13 protein-coding genes and 1 riboswitch are annotated in these 17,012 nt (G+C 43.3%); of the genes, 8 read left to right on the top strand and 5 right to left on the bottom strand.

Features of this window, described 5'->3' with window-relative positions:
- The first annotated feature begins 243 nt into the window (after positions 1 to 243).
- Both RH86_RS04705 and RH86_RS04700 read left to right on the top strand, forming a co-directional pair.
- Entirely contained in the window at positions 244 to 1,110 is an 867-nt protein-coding gene (locus tag RH86_RS04705) for a fructosamine kinase family protein (RefSeq protein ID WP_009385300.1), read from the top strand.
- Between the two features lie 217 nt (positions 1,111 to 1,327).
- The gene (locus tag RH86_RS04700) at positions 1,328 to 1,531 is read left to right on the top strand and encodes a CPXCG motif-containing cysteine-rich protein (protein ID WP_005599081.1); all 204 of its coding nucleotides are present in this window, start codon (positions 1,328 to 1,330) and stop codon (positions 1,529 to 1,531) included.
- 89 nt (positions 1,532 to 1,620) lie between these two features.
- On the opposite strand, the gene RH86_RS04695 is transcribed toward RH86_RS04700, so the two are convergent.
- Positions 1,621 to 2,241 (bottom strand): riboflavin synthase, encoded by a 621-nt coding sequence (locus RH86_RS04695; protein ID WP_009385299.1) that lies wholly within the window; start codon positions 2,239 to 2,241, stop codon positions 1,621 to 1,623.
- A 544-nt stretch (positions 2,242 to 2,785) separates the two neighbouring features.
- Here RH86_RS04695 and RH86_RS04690 point away from each other — a divergent pair.
- Positions 2,786 to 4,156: an MATE family efflux transporter gene (locus RH86_RS04690; protein WP_009385298.1), complete on the top strand. Its 1,371-nt coding sequence runs from the start codon at positions 2,786 to 2,788 to the stop codon at positions 4,154 to 4,156.
- Between the two features lie 70 nt (positions 4,157 to 4,226).
- On the opposite strand, the gene RH86_RS20530 is transcribed toward RH86_RS04690, so the two are convergent.
- Entirely contained in the window at positions 4,227 to 4,388 is a 162-nt protein-coding gene (locus tag RH86_RS20530; RefSeq protein ID WP_009385297.1) for a hypothetical protein, read from the bottom strand.
- Positions 4,389 to 4,679: 291 nt separating this feature from the next.
- Here RH86_RS20530 and RH86_RS04680 point away from each other — a divergent pair, with 291 nt between their 5' ends.
- The 3 genes from RH86_RS04680 to RH86_RS04670 all read left to right on the top strand — a co-directional run bounded on the left by RH86_RS04680 (position 4,680) and on the right by RH86_RS04670 (position 10,657).
- Positions 4,680 to 8,354 carry a hypothetical protein gene (locus RH86_RS04680; RefSeq protein ID WP_009385296.1) on the top strand — a complete coding sequence of 1,225 codons (3,675 nt, stop codon included), beginning with the start codon at positions 4,680 to 4,682 and terminating at the stop codon, positions 8,352 to 8,354.
- A gap of 99 nt (positions 8,355 to 8,453) precedes the next feature.
- Positions 8,454 to 9,683 carry a hypothetical protein gene (locus RH86_RS04675; protein WP_009385295.1) on the top strand — a complete coding sequence of 410 codons (1,230 nt, stop codon included), beginning with the start codon at positions 8,454 to 8,456 and terminating at the stop codon, positions 9,681 to 9,683.
- 344 nt (positions 9,684 to 10,027) lie between these two features.
- Complete coding sequence (locus RH86_RS04670) at positions 10,028 to 10,657, top strand: LysE family translocator (RefSeq protein WP_009385294.1); 630 nt, start codon at positions 10,028 to 10,030, stop codon at positions 10,655 to 10,657.
- 177 nt (positions 10,658 to 10,834) lie between these two features.
- Here the strand turns inward: RH86_RS04670 and RH86_RS04665 are convergent, their stop codons facing one another.
- Complete coding sequence (locus RH86_RS04665; protein WP_009385293.1) at positions 10,835 to 11,245, bottom strand: hypothetical protein; 411 nt, start codon at positions 11,243 to 11,245, stop codon at positions 10,835 to 10,837.
- 131 nt (positions 11,246 to 11,376) lie between these two features.
- A complete protein-coding gene (locus RH86_RS04660; protein WP_009385292.1) occupies positions 11,377 to 12,135 on the bottom strand; it encodes a RecX family transcriptional regulator in 759 nt (252 codons plus the stop codon).
- Positions 12,136 to 12,479: 344 nt separating this feature from the next.
- Positions 12,480 to 12,621: riboswitch (FMN riboswitch) on the top strand.
- A gap of 110 nt (positions 12,622 to 12,731) precedes the next feature.
- Between RH86_RS04660 and ribB the strand changes: the two genes are divergently transcribed.
- A complete protein-coding gene (gene ribB, locus RH86_RS04655) occupies positions 12,732 to 13,388 on the top strand; it encodes a 3,4-dihydroxy-2-butanone-4-phosphate synthase (protein WP_009385291.1) in 657 nt (218 codons plus the stop codon).
- 1,236 nt (positions 13,389 to 14,624) lie between these two features.
- On the opposite strand, the gene RH86_RS04650 is transcribed toward ribB, so the two are convergent.
- Positions 14,625 to 15,881, bottom strand: coding sequence for an adenylosuccinate synthetase (locus RH86_RS04650; protein ID WP_009385290.1), 1,257 nt, complete (start codon positions 15,879 to 15,881; stop codon positions 14,625 to 14,627).
- Between the two features lie 166 nt (positions 15,882 to 16,047).
- Between RH86_RS04650 and RH86_RS04645 the strand changes: the two genes are divergently transcribed.
- The gene (locus RH86_RS04645) at positions 16,048 to 16,935 is read left to right on the top strand and encodes a LysR family transcriptional regulator (protein ID WP_005599107.1); all 888 of its coding nucleotides are present in this window, start codon (positions 16,048 to 16,050) and stop codon (positions 16,933 to 16,935) included.
- The last annotated feature ends 77 nt before the right edge of the window (positions 16,936 to 17,012 follow it).

Genomic DNA, 17,012 nt, shown 5'->3' with positions numbered 1-17,012 from the left:
TGTGAAGCTGGATCATAAATCGTACTTTTCATCTTGCCATCGCTGTATCAGCCAAAGCGAAAACAAAAATAGCACTAACGAAACAAAATCTTGCCCAACATTATAACAACGATGCTGTTCACATTTTAGCAAGTAGGCTGCCTAATTCTCTTCAAATTGTTGAATTCTTTGCTTTGTAAGTCGGAATTGATCACGTCAGTAACCTACACTGTAACCTGAAATTAGATGATTTAGGGGCAGGCTATGTGGCAAGCAATATCCGAGCAGTTATCTGAAACATTGATGTTTTCTTTTGTAATTCGCGAAAAAACAAAGCTTTCCGGTGGTGACATCAGCGAAAGTTATATGATCAGTGACGGTGAGCAGCGTTACTTTATCAAAATCAATCATCGCGAGTTTTTAGCTAAATACGAATCTGAAGCAGAAAACATTCAATGCTTACGCAATACCAGTACGGTATTTGCGCCTGAATTAGTTCATCTCGGCAAATCGAAACATCATGCCTTCTTAATCTTAAATTATCTCCCCACCAAACCGCTTGATAATGGCGAAGCGAGTTTCACTTTTGGGCAACAACTCGCGGCATTACATCAATGGGGCGAGCAAAAAGAATATGGCTTTGATTCTGATAATTACCTTGGTAATACGCTACAACCCAATAAATGGGATCGTAAATGGTCACGATTTTTTGCCGAGCAGAGAATTGGTTGGCAATTGCAGCTGATCAAGGAAAAAGGTGTCTTACTGGTCGATATCGCTGAATTTACCCAAAAAATTCAAGCTATTCTGGCGCATCATCACCCTCGCCCTTCACTCCTTCATGGTGATCTTTGGAGTGGTAACGTCGCTAATTCAGCAGCAGGCCCAATTTGCTATGACCCAGCAAGCTATTGGGGTGACCGAGAATGTGATATCGCGATGACAGAGTTATTTGGTGGATTCAAACCCGAATTCTATCAAGGGTATCAAAGTGTTATGCCTTTAGAGCAACACTACGCCGAGCGAAAACCCATTTATAACCTTTATCATGTACTCAACCACTACAATTTGTTTGGTGGTCATTACCTCGATGAAGCACAACAACTCATTGACCAAGTGAATGATTATTAACCTTATTATACAAGCAGTTACATTTTTGTGGCTTACGCGATTGCAAGTATTTAGATCACAGCTATCGAAATAAAGAACGGTTATCTGTGATTTTTATGCCAACAATCAAATTTTGCACTTAATTCACGCCCATTACTAACTTATCGCCGTAGTATTAATTTATGGCAATGATTCGTGATAGCCATATCGTCACCAGTGGTAATGAAGAGGTAAGTCTATGCGTAATTTCACCGAGAAACAGGTTGTCTGCCCACACTGTGGCCACTCAATTGGCATTACTCTCGACGCATCAAATGGTAATCAGGATTTCTTCGATGATTGCTCGGCATGCTGTAATGCTATTCATTTCAATCTCACCGTTAACGAACAGATGGATCGCATCGACTTAACCGTTGATGCTGACGACGAACAGATTTTCTAGCCCAATCAAAAAAGAGCGCATCAGCGCTCTTTTTTGATCAATGCGTTTAGCTCGCATGGGCTGATTTCATATTAATCAATCACCCTAAGCTAAACTTCAGTCGCGAGACGAGCGGCCAATACGCGCTCAACGGTATCAACGATCGCTTGAGTTTGTGGATCAACTTCTACGTTGATGCTATCCCCCACCTTGCGCGAACCAAATAAGGTACGTTGTAACGTTTCTGGAATGAGGTGAACGCTAAAGCGATTCTCCTCTACCTCGCCAATAGTCAACGAGCAACCATCCAAACCAATATAACCTTTCGGTAAGACATATTTCATGGCCTCACTTGGCATGTCGAACCATACAGTGCGGTTATTCGGTGTATCAATCACTTCACTCACCTTAGCGGTTAATGCAATATGGCCAGACATACTGTGCCCACCGATTTCATCACCAAACTTAGCCGCGCGTTCTACGTTGACGTAATCACCGACATTGAGTAAGCCCAAATTGGTCAGTTGCAACGTTGCCTGCATTAAGTCAAAGCTAACATTCGCCCCATCAATACTCGTCACGGTAAGGCAACAACCATTGTGAGCCACTGAAGCGCCAATCGACAGGTTTGCACCCAGTACATGCTCAAGCTCTATCACGTGCGTTTGAAAATCTTGTTTCTTCTCGATAGAAACCACTTTTGCCATGCCTTGTACTATACCGGTAAACATGGTTATCTCCTTGGTCGGTAACAATTTTAAATCTCGCGAATCTATACACTCTAAAGCAAGCTCGCGCGTTGGTAAATCTGCACACGCAATGAAGCACTCTACCGCCAATCAAACTTGAGCCATCGACCGTGTATTTATCGCGCTTTACACCCGTAAACATGGGTTATTTGACATAAAAACACCAACAGAGAAACGATGCTTATACCATTGATTTAACTAAGTTTTAAATTAACCGTTCCATCCTCAATATAACTCTGAATAGTTATTTACTAAAAACTAATTAAAAAGCCGCGACGAATCGCTTAGTTTCGGTATAATGCGCGTGATTTTTAAGCACAACAACGCCCATACCAGTCTGACAAATCGCGGTATATAAAGCGCACTCACACCTAGGCTGTTGATTTACTATTTCTGTAATAAACCGCCAGTGACGCCCGAAATCCCGACTTAGCACCGCCTGCAGTCTCAAGCGCAATTTGGCAGATTCGTATCAAAACCCACTCGTTGGGGGATGAGTTGTGTACCCCCTTTTGGAGTTCTTTTCGTGCATCGTTATAAACAAGAAGCTAACACACTGATTAAGTTAGCAACCCCGGTATTGATCGCCTCTGTGGCACAAACTGGGATGGGTTTCGTCGATACTGTAATGGCTGGTGGCGTCAGTGCTATCGATATGGCTGCGGTTTCTATTGCCTCAAGTATTTGGCTTCCGTCAATTTTGTTCGGTGTAGGCTTGCTGATGGCCTTGGTGCCTATCGTCGCGCAATTAAATGGTTCAGGAAAAGTCGATCAAATCCCATTCCAAATCCAACACGGTTTTGTCATGGCGCTATTGATCTCAATCCCGATTATTGGTGTGTTATTCCAAACGCAGTCAATTCTGGATCTCATGGACGTTGATATCACCATGTCAGTAAAAACGGTTGGCTACATGCATGCGGTGATGTTTGCAGTTCCCGCGTTCTTAATGTTTCAAGCATTGCGTAGCCTAACCGATGGTTTGTCACTCACTAAACCGGCAATGTTTATCGGATTTGTTGGCTTACTGTGTAACATTCCACTGAACTGGATTTTCGTATACGGCAAATTTGGCGCGCCGGAACTGGGCGGTGTAGGCTGTGGTGTGGCAACCGCTATTGTATATTGGATTATGTTTGGCTTAATGCTGCTTTATGTTTTGACGGCAAAACGCGTCGCTTACATTAAGCTATTTAAGCAGTTCCACAAACCGGAACTAAAGGCGCTTATTCGTCTATTTAAACTCGGTTTTCCTGTCGCAGCTGCGCTATTTTTTGAAGTGACTCTGTTTGCTATTGTCGCATTGCTAGTTGCCCCACTAGGGCCAATGATTGTTGCCGCTCACCAAGTGGCAATCAACTTCTCATCACTGATCTTTATGTTACCGATGAGTGTGGGCGCTGCGACGAGTATTCGTGTCGGCTACCGCCTTGGCGAACGCAGTACCGATGGTGCAAAAGTCGCATCACGAGTAGGCTTATTGGTCGCGCTAGCGATGTCGTTAACCACAGCACTACTTACCGTTCTATTCCGTGAGCAAATAGCGCTACTCTACACAGATAACCGTCAGGTTATCGATCTAGCGATGCAATTATTGCTACTGGCGGCGATTTATCAATGTATGGACGCAATCCAAGTCGTTGCTGCAGGTGCATTGCGTGGCTACAAAGATATGGCAGCAATCTTTAATCGTACCTTTATCGCGTATTGGATTATTGGCTTACCGTCAGGCTACATCCTTGGCATGACCGATTGGGTTGTTGAACCGATGGGCGCACACGGCTTCTGGATCGGCTTCATTATCGGACTCTCTTCTGGTGCGCTTATGCTGGGTTCTCGCCTACGCTGGATGCACAAGCAGCCTGATGAAGTGCAATTAAGCTTTTCTGAACGCTAATCCGGATTTTTGATCCAGAATGAAAAAGGTCAGCTTATGCTGACCTTTTTCATAGTGATAAACCAAAACGTTAGTCGTCAGCACCACATTTTCCACACTGATCATAGGTACGCTCACCTTCACTGATCACGATATAACCGCTCACGCAACTTTCGCATAGCGCCAACTTTGGATAGGCATCTTTGGCTTTCTTTGCGTTAATATCACCTTCCACCGTATAGTGTTTTCTCATTTTATACCCAAGCAATATATCGAAATTTGATCCCATTATACCGCTTGATATTGCGCATCGAAAACCACCATTTCACTATCGTGTCATTACAAAGCCCGCTCACATTACAACAACTAATTAAAAGAACACAAATCAATCACACAGATTATCCTTTAACTAACAAATAGAAATTTTAAAGTGATAAACCCTACATAAGCGCCAATTAGCCTATGATTTATCAATGGTAGCGCTGTTTCTCATAGTGGTTTTAAGCTACTGTATTTGCAGTTAATAAACAGCACATTACGCCTCATGAACCAATTCGATAAAAATAAAATTATCACCCTCGATATCCAAGAACCTCAGCAAATCAAAACGGCACTCATCCAATATCAAGCGATGCTGATCAGCGGCGAAGCCTTCAATGAACAGCAGTTTGATGTCGAGTTTAGACACAGCAACGCAGGTAAAGTGCGTCGTTTACAAGCCAGTGATGCCGGTAGCAAATTCGGCTTATTAAAATCGGCCTTAACTAAAAACCAAGGTGGTAGCGAAAGATATCTAAACGAAGAGATCACCGACCAATCCGAAGTTTACATTTCCGAGCCTATTCTCTTTGCGGCCGCATTGCAGTACCCAGAACTGAAAGAGACCATCGTTACAACAGTCAAAGCCATCGTGGATTACAGCCGTCGCGTTAACGACACCGACGAGATATGGATTGACGACATGGACGTATTCGGTGTTGAAGCCGTTTATATGCTGGCTAAAACAGATCTACAATACCTCTACTTACTCGGACAGTTTTTCTTCCCGTACTGGGATGAAGACCATACCGGTGATTGCATTCACTATTTAGCGGAATTTGTGTCTGAACTTGGCTGGCACCCTGAAGTGATCAAAGCTTATATATGGTGTGACAACGCAAGCTTTCGCTTAGGCATGTTTATGAACAATCCCTATAGCGATACCCCAACCCACCAAGCGCTAGGTGAATACCTAACTGAAAACCCATGCCAATATGGCACTTTTAAACAAAGTGTCATCGAACGTTTTCAAGCAGAACCGGTACTGCTGTATTCCTACGATGAACATAGTGATGAGGAAGAAGATCTCAGCGGTTGCAATCCCGTCGTGTGGCTATATGAAACGCTCTTTCCACGCCGCCGTAATTTTTACGATGACGATCTTGAAGACGCCTTTATGCAACAGTCCTTTATGGGCAGTACGTTAGAAAATGAGGCCTATGATCTACAAGGAATGGTAAAAGGCCAAGTTGACGGTTTACTGGTCAAACCCGCTGAAAGTGCACTAAGAAAACGCGCCCGTTATAAAGCCTATCAAGAGCGAGACGAACATCGTTATGACCTCAACTACGGCACTGAAGTACTAAAACCACTGATTCTTGCGATGCCGCAAGGTGATCGCTTATGGCTCTATATCGAAAGCGGCACCGAGCGCGATGCGCTTGATGCTATCAATGAAATTGAATTGATCCCTCTGGCTAAAGCACATGCGCCGCTCATGTTTGAACACATTGACGATCAGCTCTGTTCATGGGAGTACAACAACCGCGGAATTCTTGATGAAATAGAGAATATTCTCGATTTGGCTCGCGACGATCTACTCACCGACCACTTTGGGGATGAATCAACGATTGAACTCGCTAACGGCCTAACCACGACTCTAACGGTGACACTCGATAGCGATATCACACTGCTTGCAGCGCGCCGAGAACAATATCTTCGCATCGTCGATGTCTTCTACCGCGCGCTCGGTAAACGTGAATTCAACGAATATATGATGGAATCACTCACCGAAGAAGACGAGCCACTGCTGTCACGCCAAGATTATTATCGTCGCTATAGCCAACTTGACGAGGCTGTCATCAACTGTTCAGTCAATGAAACAACAACCGACGCAACGACTGCCACGAACGGAATATTAAGTGCACTTGAGGGATTAGACCCCGCGCTCGCGCGTGACGTGCAATCTATTTTTGGCACTTTTATCGATCGAGACGAAATTCTCTACAAACTTCACTTTCAACGTGTCGATGGCGTGCTACGCACCTCCCGAGAACTGTGCCATCCCAAACTTTGGGCAGACTGTGAGCTCGCTGATATGGGGTTTTTCGCTCTCGCAAGCTATCAGTTATTCAACGATTTCAACCAGCGTATTGGGGATGACGTTACTGAAGCACTATTCAATTTCCTCAACGAGCAACACATTTGGCAGATGGCAGCGGCGAAAATCATAAGATCATGCCGAGTTCGCGATGATCACCACTTTCCTAACTCTGGTTTAGTCGATGCTGATATCACGCGTATTAAAGCGTATTTCACCGCCGATAAACCAGAAGATGATCAAGCCGAGCTACTTGCTCTAATAACCCCTCACTTATACCGTGATGATGTCAATCGTGGTGAGCTTCACGTCAATAAATTCAGTGAGTATCAACCTGGCTACACGCTATTTCATGATCGCGATGACGATTTCCAACGCTTTACTCTGATTGCCTTCTGGTTGCGACAACTGCCACTTCCGTTGCGCGTTCAAGCGGATCGCCTATGGAGATTCTTGATCGCTCTCGCGCCGGTACGCGTTGCGCGTAACATCATGCGTGCTCACTCTGATGAGCCGTGGGACGTGACGATAAACACTCCCCTTGATGAAATTAACGTAACAGAGCAGTTAGAAAAAGCAGGCATCAACTCTGGTCAATTAAATGCCTACGAAATGAGCCGTCACTTCCACGATAACAAATCCTATCAGCAATGGTTGGATGCTTATAGTGAAATAACCAGCACCGCAACCGGTATGTTTGGCGCCATCGACCGTAAGAAGGCCGAAGCGATGCGTGAAGGCCTAAAGTACATTAATGAACATACCAAAATCGACTTCCTGCATGATGTATCACTAAAATACCCTGAGGTTAGTTTAGATATTGAGCATGATTTCAAACGTGCATTGACATTGATGGTGCGTTTGAATATTCGATCATGGGAAGGCGCTCTAGCATATGAATATGGTCAAGCTTGCCTCTACGTTGGTGATGGCGATGAAGCGCCGGAAAATCTACTCAAACCTATCGCTTCAGATCAGCATACCGTGCACGACAAACCTTGCTATGTCAACGGTTGCTCTTGGTTAAAGAGCACAGTACTGAAACAATGTGGTGAGCAAAATATCATTCTAATGGCCGATCATGAAGTGCCACTAGACAGCTACCAACACTCATTGCCGCGCGGGACGTTACTGATTTTCAATTCAGAAGTAGAAAGTAAAACTCTACTGGCACGCATTGCTGAACTGCAAGATACCACTGCGCGTATCGAGCATTTATGCGAACAAACATGGGCCTACCTAGAAGGCGAGATCGACTATGACAGCATCGCTAATTTGTATAATGCTCATCTCGCAATGGATGGTTTCCGCCCTAGCCTAGACGAATATCGTTTATACAGTATGAACCAGTTTATTTGGACGCTGGATAAACCACGCCGTAATAGATTGGCTAAACTACTGCTCAACCAAGATTGCCACGGCTTTAAAGTGCTGGATGAAAACTATGAAAAGTGTTGGTTACTACACAGGCTCGAACAAGGTGAAATCAATTTTAATGAGTACTTTGAAAAAGTACGTGAAAGCCAACGCTTAAGGGAAACCAGCGAAGAAGCCATGCAGTTTATGTTGAATTGGCTAATCGAAATAGGCGTGAACCTAGCTCATATTACGCGTTTCTGTATCAAACATACTCAGTTTGATGCGTGTTGCGAGTTTATTCAAAACCACGCGCGCGGCATTTACGACCACACAGATCAAGGTAGTTTTGCCCAAACCTTAGCTTATCTTTACGCCGGACGTCGCGCGCAGTTGCCTGAGATATTAAGTCGCGCCACTGACGCCTCTCAATTGATTGAGCCCCTCACGAAAGATAAGTCACGCTTAGTGAAAGAAGCGGTGATGAAATTTATGGTTCATTAATCAACGCTTATAGCCCCACTCTTGGGTAACTAAGAGTGGGGATTATAGGCTTAATAATCATAGTATTATCGTTTCTAACGCGAGCAAGGACATTCATTCATGCCTATTGAACAGTACTCTTTTTGGGACTATTTCATCTTCATCGTAGGTGGAGTCTTGGTTCTCTTTTACCTTATTTACCTACCTTACAGCGTAATTAAAAGCAAAAAAGCCATTAATCAATTAGCCGAGACAAAACCAAATCGGCAGTTGACGTTAAAAGAGCAACAAGTCTTATACTTAATCTATGGTAAGAAACTGCCCATAGGTCCCGTCTTCAACATCGAAGGTTACAGCTCCGTATTGATGGGCAAAAAATGGGATGATTATCGTGAATTTCTCATCGGGCCATATCGAGTTTTTGGCTCTCACCTAAAGCCGTTTTTACAAGATCAGGGCAATGTAAAAGCCGAAATCTATATTCACAAAAAAAAATCCTATTTACTCAGTGCTAATGATAAAACCATCATCGAGCACTTCGCTGCGCAATGGCAAGCAAGATTCAACCCGACGGGAATTGCGGATGTACTCAACATTGAGATTACAGCCAACCGAGCAAGCACAGCAGAGGAGCGACAACAACTCAAGATCCTCTCAATAAAACCTAAGCGTTTATTCCGGTCATTGGGCGTGTTTTTCTTCTCTTTTTTTTCCTTTGTCATCTTTTGTTTTGGACTACAGACAACACCCTATTTTGCAAGTATTTTTCCTGTATGCGCACTGCCCGTTTTACTCTTCGTGTACCGATATTATAGAAAATGTCCGTTTGACCACTCTATTGAGAAAACCGTTAGATTGGCGCAAGGTATCGTTGTTGGAAATGAAGGCAGAAAAGTTTGGTTTAGTGGAAGTGCAGAGCACGCGCCTGAAGATCCGGCGCTTTGCTTTGTCATTCCAACGGAAAGAGAGCGAATCTCTTTAGCGCTAGGACAACGTGTTCAATTTGGCTTTATTCCTAGCCCTGCGGTCACTCCATATTTACAAGTTGAAACCACAGAGGAAGATTACCATCCACGTATCGTCTTCATTGATGATGCGTTTGACGCTGGCAAAGAATTTAGTGAAACGCCTTTTATTGCATGGCGCTATCCCTATTTCGCGCTATTGCTGGGTTTGAATCCGTTACTAGTAAGCGTGCCGATATTGCTCAACAGTGAACGATCTGCGGATTACTTTGCACACTGGCCTTTCTACCTTCATTTAGCCTTAGGCTTTTTCTGGCTAATGATCGGCAGTGGCATGTTGCTATATCGTTATTGGATTTACCGACGATCTAAACATCACTTATAGCTTATGACCTGCCACCATACGCGAATGACTTTATTCATAATGGTGCAACAGAAGACGTTAAAGAAAAGTAGAAAGACAGGAGAAAAATTGTCTCAGCTAACTCTATTAGCTGGTTAAATCAAGATGATACGCTAAGCCTATTAAGTCGTAATTGAACTGCTGATCTCGTTACGCTATAGTCATCGCGTTCTAACGTAGCTTATTGCTGGACACTGATGTTATCAATAATAAGTAACTTATTTTCAGTTAGTTATCTTCTGTTCGCTCTGCCGTTTTCGATAACAACACGGCGTTATTCTTTGCAGTGTATTGCTAATCACTGTGATATTTTTGGTATTTAAAACATGACGATTGATACGCTCGTTGCCTTTGCTGGCATCGTTTTCTTTTTGGCAATAATCCCAGGCCCCAACGCCCTTCTTATTTTGTACACATCACTGACGCAAGGTAAACGCTTTGCGGTTGTCAATACACTAGGCGTAAGCGTGGGATTCTTAGTTCATGCGTTTATTTCAGCACAAGGCCTAAGCCTGTTGTTATCACAATCCGCAATGGCCTTTAGCATTTTCAAGTGGCTAGGTGTTGCCTATTTATTTTGGCTGGGTATCAACAATGTCAAAGCGGCCTTAAACCAGTCAGAGCTTAAAATTGATCCCAAAAAATCGACATTAACCCCTTCATTATCAAGCAGTTTTATCAAGGGTCTATTAACCAACTTACTCAACCCAAAGATTGTGTTGTTCTATTTATCCATCTTTCCTCAGTTTGTGTCACCACAACATATCTTAGAGCAAAGTATGCTGTTAGGTCTCACTCAAGCGATGGTTGTTTCTAGTTGGTTCTTAGTTGTGATTCTGTTTGCGAGCAAACTGAAAGCGATGCTCACCACACCGAAAGTGACCAAATGGCTTAACTATGTTAGCGGCGGGCTTTTTGTGAGTTTTGGTGTGAGTTTGGCAAGCGCTAGATTGTAGTATTTGGTTATTTGGTCACGCTAACAATAAGTGCAGGAGAGATAGTTCAGCGACGGCTTTAAGAGCGAGTAATTTTAGTCGTCGTTGAGCTTGCGGCCACTGAGTTTTTGATTCAATACTTGTATCAAACAGGTCAATTAAAAAGAGCCTGAGGCTGTAAGCTATATCAAGCTTAAACTATTGTTTCCTTTTGTTCTGCTGAACCAATATTTCATGCCACGCGGTATTTCCATCTCGCTTGCTCACGTCATACTCTGAGCAGAATTGTGAGATAGTCATATTGTTATCACCCGTTGCGAGCTTTAGCGCTAACTCCACTTGCTGAAGTTTACTTTGAAGACGCAAAATCTGTCCTGCATTCGGGCTTTTTTCTTTCGCGTACTTTAATGCTGCATGCTTACGCTCTGCCGCCCCAGCTCGACGATCGGCCTCTCCAAGGAGAAACTTGAGTTGAGCGATACTTTTTCCCTTTTTGAAAGCTGGGCTGATTAACTCCACACACTCATCAAAGGACGGGTCATAAACGTATGGATCAATTTTATGAGCTTGTTGGCGCATCCACTCTAGCGCGAGTTTTTCATCTGACATAATGTAATCTTAACGAAAAAAAATCGTCCTTATACTATCGCTTATTGGCAAACGGCTGCAATACTAGATTGTTGATACAGTCACCTCTACCAAAGAGATTGACTCTTTCACTGACATTGTTTTTGCTGAGATTACTCTATTTCGCTCATAGCGAATTTAATCTCTTCTGATGAAAAGCCTTTACGAGATAACATTGCATAGGCTTTGCTGCGCTCTTTATGACAAGTTAAATCGTAGAATTTCTTTTCAAGTTGTTCTAAACATGCAGAGTAAAAATCGATCTGTTCCGAGCTAATCAGTTTTTCTACCAACGCATCAAGCTCGGTGATATCTATCTTACGCTGACGCAACTCCTGACGAATCACCGTCATCCCCTTACCTTTTCGCGCGTACTTCAACACTTCTTTCTCTAAATCAGCCTTTTCCGCTTTGATCTCAAGGTTAGTTTGCAACTGTTCAAAACAAGCGTGTTGCTTTATCGCCTCGTTGACTTGAGCGTAGCTAAAGCCCCTTTTTTGCAGCGCTGCGCTAAGCTTTTCTTTGCTGATGCTAAATTCTTGGTAGTAACTATTGATGCGTTCATTCAAAATCGCTTGCTCATCAATATTGAGGTCTTCTTTTACCTTGGTAATCATGGCCTTGATAAGGGTATCGTTGAGCCCTTTCTTTTTCAGCTTTTCAAGAATATATCCGCTGCCATATTCACTCGAAAATGCTCGTTCGGCGAACTTTATCGCAAACTCATTGTCGGATTTTAGGTAACCAAAACCACGTAGTTTCTCTAACGTATCGGCAATCCAATCTTCGTTATCGGTTTTTACTCGCAGTTTTGCCAATAATTCACTTTCGGTCAGATCCTTTTGTCCCAAGTGCCATAGCGCGGAATTCATTACGCTTTCTACGCGAGTCGCTTTTCTTATCTTCTTTTCTTCTGGGTACACTTGCAGCCTCTTTTTCTTGGTATGACTAAACGAATCGCAATGGCAATCGCCATTACATAGCTCAGCTACAATGGAATACGTACTCACTCTTAGACCGTCAAGCACGAGATTTGTAAAACGATAGTGCAATCTTTCAGTGGCACATGCAACTAAAGTAATAACGTTTATTCTGTATCCATAGCTTTTCGTTACTTTTCTTGATTCTCTTTGTTTTTATTGCCAAATTTTAGTTCCATCACTCGGTAAACTGTATTAACCTTTTTCCGTCCATCTTGATGGGCAAAAATCATAACTGTAATTCTCAGGGCAGGGTGAAAGTCCCTACCGGCGGTATATCTTTTTTAGATGAGCCCGCGAGCGCTCGATGTTTCGAGGTCAGCAGATCTGGTGAGATGCCAGAGCCGACGGTCATAGTCCGGATGAGAGAGAATAAGAGACACACTAGATCGCCAGCAGGTTTCCCCCTGTTGCGAACTGGTGCATTTTGCATTGTGTTCTATCCCTCCAAATTAGCCCTGATTCTGGTATCAATATAGGAATTAACCATGAATCAGACATCACTACTCGCCGAATTTGGCAACCCAATTACTCGTGTAAATAAAGCGATTGAAGCACTTAAAAATGGCCAAGGTGTCATGCTACTTGATGATGAAGATCGTGAGAATGAAGGCGACATCATTTATTCAGCTGAGCATTTAACCGCGCAACAAATGGCATTAATGATCCGTGAATGTAGCGGTATTGTTTGCCTATGTTTGACCGAAGAGCACGCCAATCAGTTAGAATTGCCGCCGATGGTGATCAACAATGATAGTGCGAACCAAACTGCCTTTACAGTTTCCATTGAAGCCAAACTAGGCGTGACCACCGGTGTTTCAGCGCAAGATCGCACCACCACAGTGAAAACGGCCATAGCAGCCAATGCCAAAGCCAGCGATCTCGCTCGCCCCGGCCATGTTTTCCCTCTTCGCGCACGTGATGGCGGTGTATTAACTCGCCGTGGCCATACCGAAGGCACCATTGATTTGATGAAACTGGCCGATCTCCAGCCTGCCGGTCTGTTGTGCGAATTAACCAATCCAGATGGTACTATGGCGAAAACACCAGAAATCGTTACGTTCGCTAAGGCGCACGGCATGCCAGTGTTAACGATTGAAGATATCGTTCAATATCGCAGCCAGAACCTGAAAATGTCTGCGTAATCGAAGCTTATTTTTGTGAGGGCAGGTTCGCCCCTGCCCTCCAGTGAAGCAACAAGCAATACATAGAACAAACACTTACTGCTCACTCTTTACCGAAAAATAATTTAAAATAACGCTGGCTATTTAAATTTAAAGATGTATATTAGCCGCTGCTCTGAACATAGAGTTGTTAACGTATAGTAAGACTTCCAGCGACATCCCTAGCAAGATTCTCCTGTATCTCCTTAGTTCTATCCAATAATAGCTACAACCAGTGCACAAATTTCGTATAGAAATTTCCGGGACAATATAACCATTAAACTTGATCGACTCTTGGTATCAATCATGTAATTTCATGATGACAAGTCTTGGTTTAATAACATTGTTGTTCGCGAAGGTTTAAAGGGCCACTTTAAGGCCAGATAGCATCTTTTTATATCAGCCAGACTAACACTCTTAACTGACATGTGACTGCAATCCAGTAGATGCATTAGATCCTCAACCTTTCATCAAATGACGGGTTCAGCAAACCTTTCTAAAAATTTCTTATTGAACAATTTTTATTTATTTCTCTTGGGTAATCTCAAGCGAAAACTCATTACATATAAGGTATATATTATGGCTCGTTCTCTTGGACGTAAAAGATTTTGGTTTCAACAAAAACGCTCTGACTCAACTTTAAAAACAGGTACTCATATTGCTAATTACATTTAATATATTTGAAAACAACACATCATGGAATGCGACAATTCATCAACTCAATAGTGATATTTTGAAGCGCCATGTACTCACGAACGGAAAAGTAAACGATCTAAATCTTAACTTTTCTTATTGCGAAGAGTCTTCTATGGGTAGCATTACCAATAAAGATGATATTCAACTTGGGGAATTTATTGTATTTTCCTGATAGGTTAAGCATTCACACTTCAACTTATCGACTCCTTCTTCAGACCATCCTCTCGTCTGTAGAACTTAGGTAAACACTGACTTATCATTGCTTTTTTCATTAATAAAGCACTGAGAGAACAAGGGCAAAGCCACAAAGCGTTACAATAAACACGAAGACGACGCTGCAAGATCTACGGATTATATGACTTAGCCCTTAACCCTTTCTCTATTCTCTATTCTCTATTCTCTATTCTCTATTCTCTATTCTCTATTCTCTATTCTCTATTCTATTATAGTTTCCAAGCAAATAAAAAAGCCGACCATTTCTGATCAGCTTCTGTGAATTTCTATTATTTGTGACAGTGGCGATTAACGTACAATCATTTGCTCGCGACCAGGGCCAACGGAAACCATTTTCACAGGTACACCCATTAACTCTTCAATACGCAATACATATTTTTGTGCTGCGACTGGTAACTCTTCAAATTGACGACAACTAGTAATATCTTCACTCCAGCTTTCCATCTTCTCGTAGACAGGCGCTAGTGACGCGGTTTGTGGCCAAATTGGGTTCTCGCTGTGATCGCCTTCGTAAGCCACACAGATCTTAAGATCGTTCAGGCCAGTCAAACAGTCTACTTTAGTCAATGCAATTTCAGTTGCCGCTTGCAACTCAACACCGTTTTTCGTTGCCACGGCATCAAAGTAACCCATATCACGTGGGCGACCTGTTGTTGCACCGAACTCACCGGCTAGTTCACGGAATGCATCTTGCTCTTCCATTGCGGTAATTAGCGTACCAGTGCCGACAGATGAGCTAAATGCTTTAGCAACCGCGATAACGCGTTCAGGGCGAAGGGCTGGTAAACCGCCGCCAATACCTGCATACATAGATACGCAGTTAGATGATGTTGTCCATGGGTACTCGCCGTAAACAAGATCACGACCAGCACCAAGCTGCGCTTCAAAAAGTAGCGTTTTGTTTTCAGCTTGCAGATCTTTAAGTGGTAGCGTTACGTTGCAGATAGAATCACGCCAAGGTGCAGACACTTCTAGCAACCAATCCGCCATTTCTTGAGCCGTTTGCTCAAATTTGAAGGTTGGGTATAGAGCGCGCAGTTGAGGCAGTTTCCAATCCAGCATAAATTGGATGCGCTCTACCAAGACCTCTGGCTGTTTCAACCAACCAACTAAGATACCCTTTTTCATCACACGATCACCGTAGCAAGGAGCAATACCTTGGCGAGTAGAACCGTATGCACCGTCACCTAGACGAAGCTCTTCTAAAGTATCTTCTTCTGCGTGTAGTGGTAGGCATAGTGTTGCACGATCTGAAATGCACAGATTTACTTTTACGCCAGATTGCTCAACTTCAGCGATTTCAGCAGATAACAATGCCGGACTAATAACCATACCAGGGCCTAAAACGCCGATACAGTCTGGGTTAAATACGCCACTTGGTAGCTGGTGCAGTTTGAATGTACCAAAGTCATTAACCACAGTGTGACCTGCGTTATTACCACCTTGGAAACGAATGCTTGCGGATGCTTGGTCTGCCAAATAATCCACGATTCGGCCTTTACCTTCATCACCCCAGTTTGCACCAACAACAACAATAGACGACATAATTAACTCTCCTTAAAAGCGATGTCCTTATCCTAATCTGCGACTAAAAATAAGAAAAATTAATAATCGTTATAACCTTAATAAGAATCTCATATGGGGTTATACTCATCGCTCTAAGTCAGTTTCTCTTCACCAGGTAACTATTTCAACTTAAACGAGGCTCGCGATGTTAGATCTCAATTGGCTCAATACCTTTGTAACTTTGGCTCGTTTAGAGCACTTTGGCAAAACAGCCACTGAGCTGCATATGACCCAACCCAACGTCAGTCTGCACATCAAGCAACTAGAGCAAACAACTCGCGTTAAGTTAATAGAACGTAATCCTTTTCGACTGACACAAGCAGGAGAGCGCTTGCTCAATAGCGCACAAAACACCTTAATGGAATTGCAGGTGTGTCAGGCAGATCTCAATGCGATCAATGATTTATGCCAAGGGACATTAACGATTGCCGCCAGTGATATTATCTCGCGATTGTTACTTATCTCCCCTTTCCAGTCGTTCAAAAAGGAGTTTCCCGGCATCGATCTTTCCTTGTTAAATACCACCTCTTCTCAAGCCGCAGAGCTGGTGAAAAGCGCCAAAGCGGATTTAGGTTTTGTGATGGCACAAAAAGAGAGCCAACCTCTGCATTTTACCGAGCTACAACAAGTGAAATGGTGCGCGCTTGGTGATGGACTGCAAGCATGGCAACAAGGTTTAGCATCAGCGAATCTTGAAGAACCTACACTGATTCTGCTCGGTCATGATACCCGTACGCGCGATCTACTCGACCTTGCGTTACCAACGTTAAACCTACCAAATTATCGGGTCATGGAAGTGGGCAGCGTTGATGCACAAATCGATTGGGCAGAAGCTGGCTTTGGTGTCGCGATTGTTCCGGAGTTTTCACTGCATCCGAAACTGAACCTAAAAACCACCGTTACACCACTGCCTCAATTTCCGACGACCAGCCTTGGCTATATCGTGCGCCAAAATCAGGTGTTATCGCGGGCAATCAAACAGCTGTTAAATTGGGTGAGTGAAGAAATTGTTAGGGCGCAGAACGTAAAATAGCCGCACCATTTAACGAAAATGGCTCATTTTTCAGGCTATGGATGCTCATAATAAACTTTTCGACATGAGCGATTTTG

This window comes from Vibrio sp. N418, from assembly GCF_000222565.1.
GTDB lineage: Bacteria > Pseudomonadota > Gammaproteobacteria > Enterobacterales > Vibrionaceae > Vibrio > Vibrio scophthalmi.
The sequence above is the reverse complement of the archived record's forward strand: the minus strand, read 5'-3'. Positions and strand labels throughout refer to the sequence as shown.

What these genes read in the sequence shown, in the direction of transcription:
- ribB (WP_009385291.1), top strand. Translation starts at nt 12,732, where the DNA reads ATGAATCAGACATCACTACTCGCCGAATTTGGCAACCCAATTACTCGT.
- RH86_RS04660 (WP_009385292.1), bottom strand. Translation starts at nt 12,135, where the DNA reads ATGAATTCCGCGCTATGGCACTTGGGACAAAAGGATCTGACCGAAAGT.
- RH86_RS04705 (WP_009385300.1), top strand. Translation starts at nt 244, where the DNA reads ATGTGGCAAGCAATATCCGAGCAGTTATCTGAAACATTGATGTTTTCT.
- RH86_RS04675 (WP_009385295.1), top strand. Translation starts at nt 8,454, where the DNA reads ATGCCTATTGAACAGTACTCTTTTTGGGACTATTTCATCTTCATCGTA.
- RH86_RS04670 (WP_009385294.1), top strand. Translation starts at nt 10,028, where the DNA reads ATGACGATTGATACGCTCGTTGCCTTTGCTGGCATCGTTTTCTTTTTG.
- RH86_RS04650 (WP_009385290.1), bottom strand. Translation starts at nt 15,881, where the DNA reads ATGTCGTCTATTGTTGTTGTTGGTGCAAACTGGGGTGATGAAGGTAAA.
- RH86_RS04695 (WP_009385299.1), bottom strand. Translation starts at nt 2,241, where the DNA reads ATGTTTACCGGTATAGTACAAGGCATGGCAAAAGTGGTTTCTATCGAG.
- RH86_RS04645 (WP_005599107.1), top strand. Translation starts at nt 16,048, where the DNA reads ATGTTAGATCTCAATTGGCTCAATACCTTTGTAACTTTGGCTCGTTTA.
- RH86_RS04665 (WP_009385293.1), bottom strand. Translation starts at nt 11,245, where the DNA reads ATGTCAGATGAAAAACTCGCGCTAGAGTGGATGCGCCAACAAGCTCAT.
- RH86_RS20530 (WP_009385297.1), bottom strand. Translation starts at nt 4,388, where the DNA reads ATGAGAAAACACTATACGGTGGAAGGTGATATTAACGCAAAGAAAGCC.
- RH86_RS04700 (WP_005599081.1), top strand. Translation starts at nt 1,328, where the DNA reads ATGCGTAATTTCACCGAGAAACAGGTTGTCTGCCCACACTGTGGCCAC.
- RH86_RS04680 (WP_009385296.1), top strand. Translation starts at nt 4,680, where the DNA reads ATGAACCAATTCGATAAAAATAAAATTATCACCCTCGATATCCAAGAA.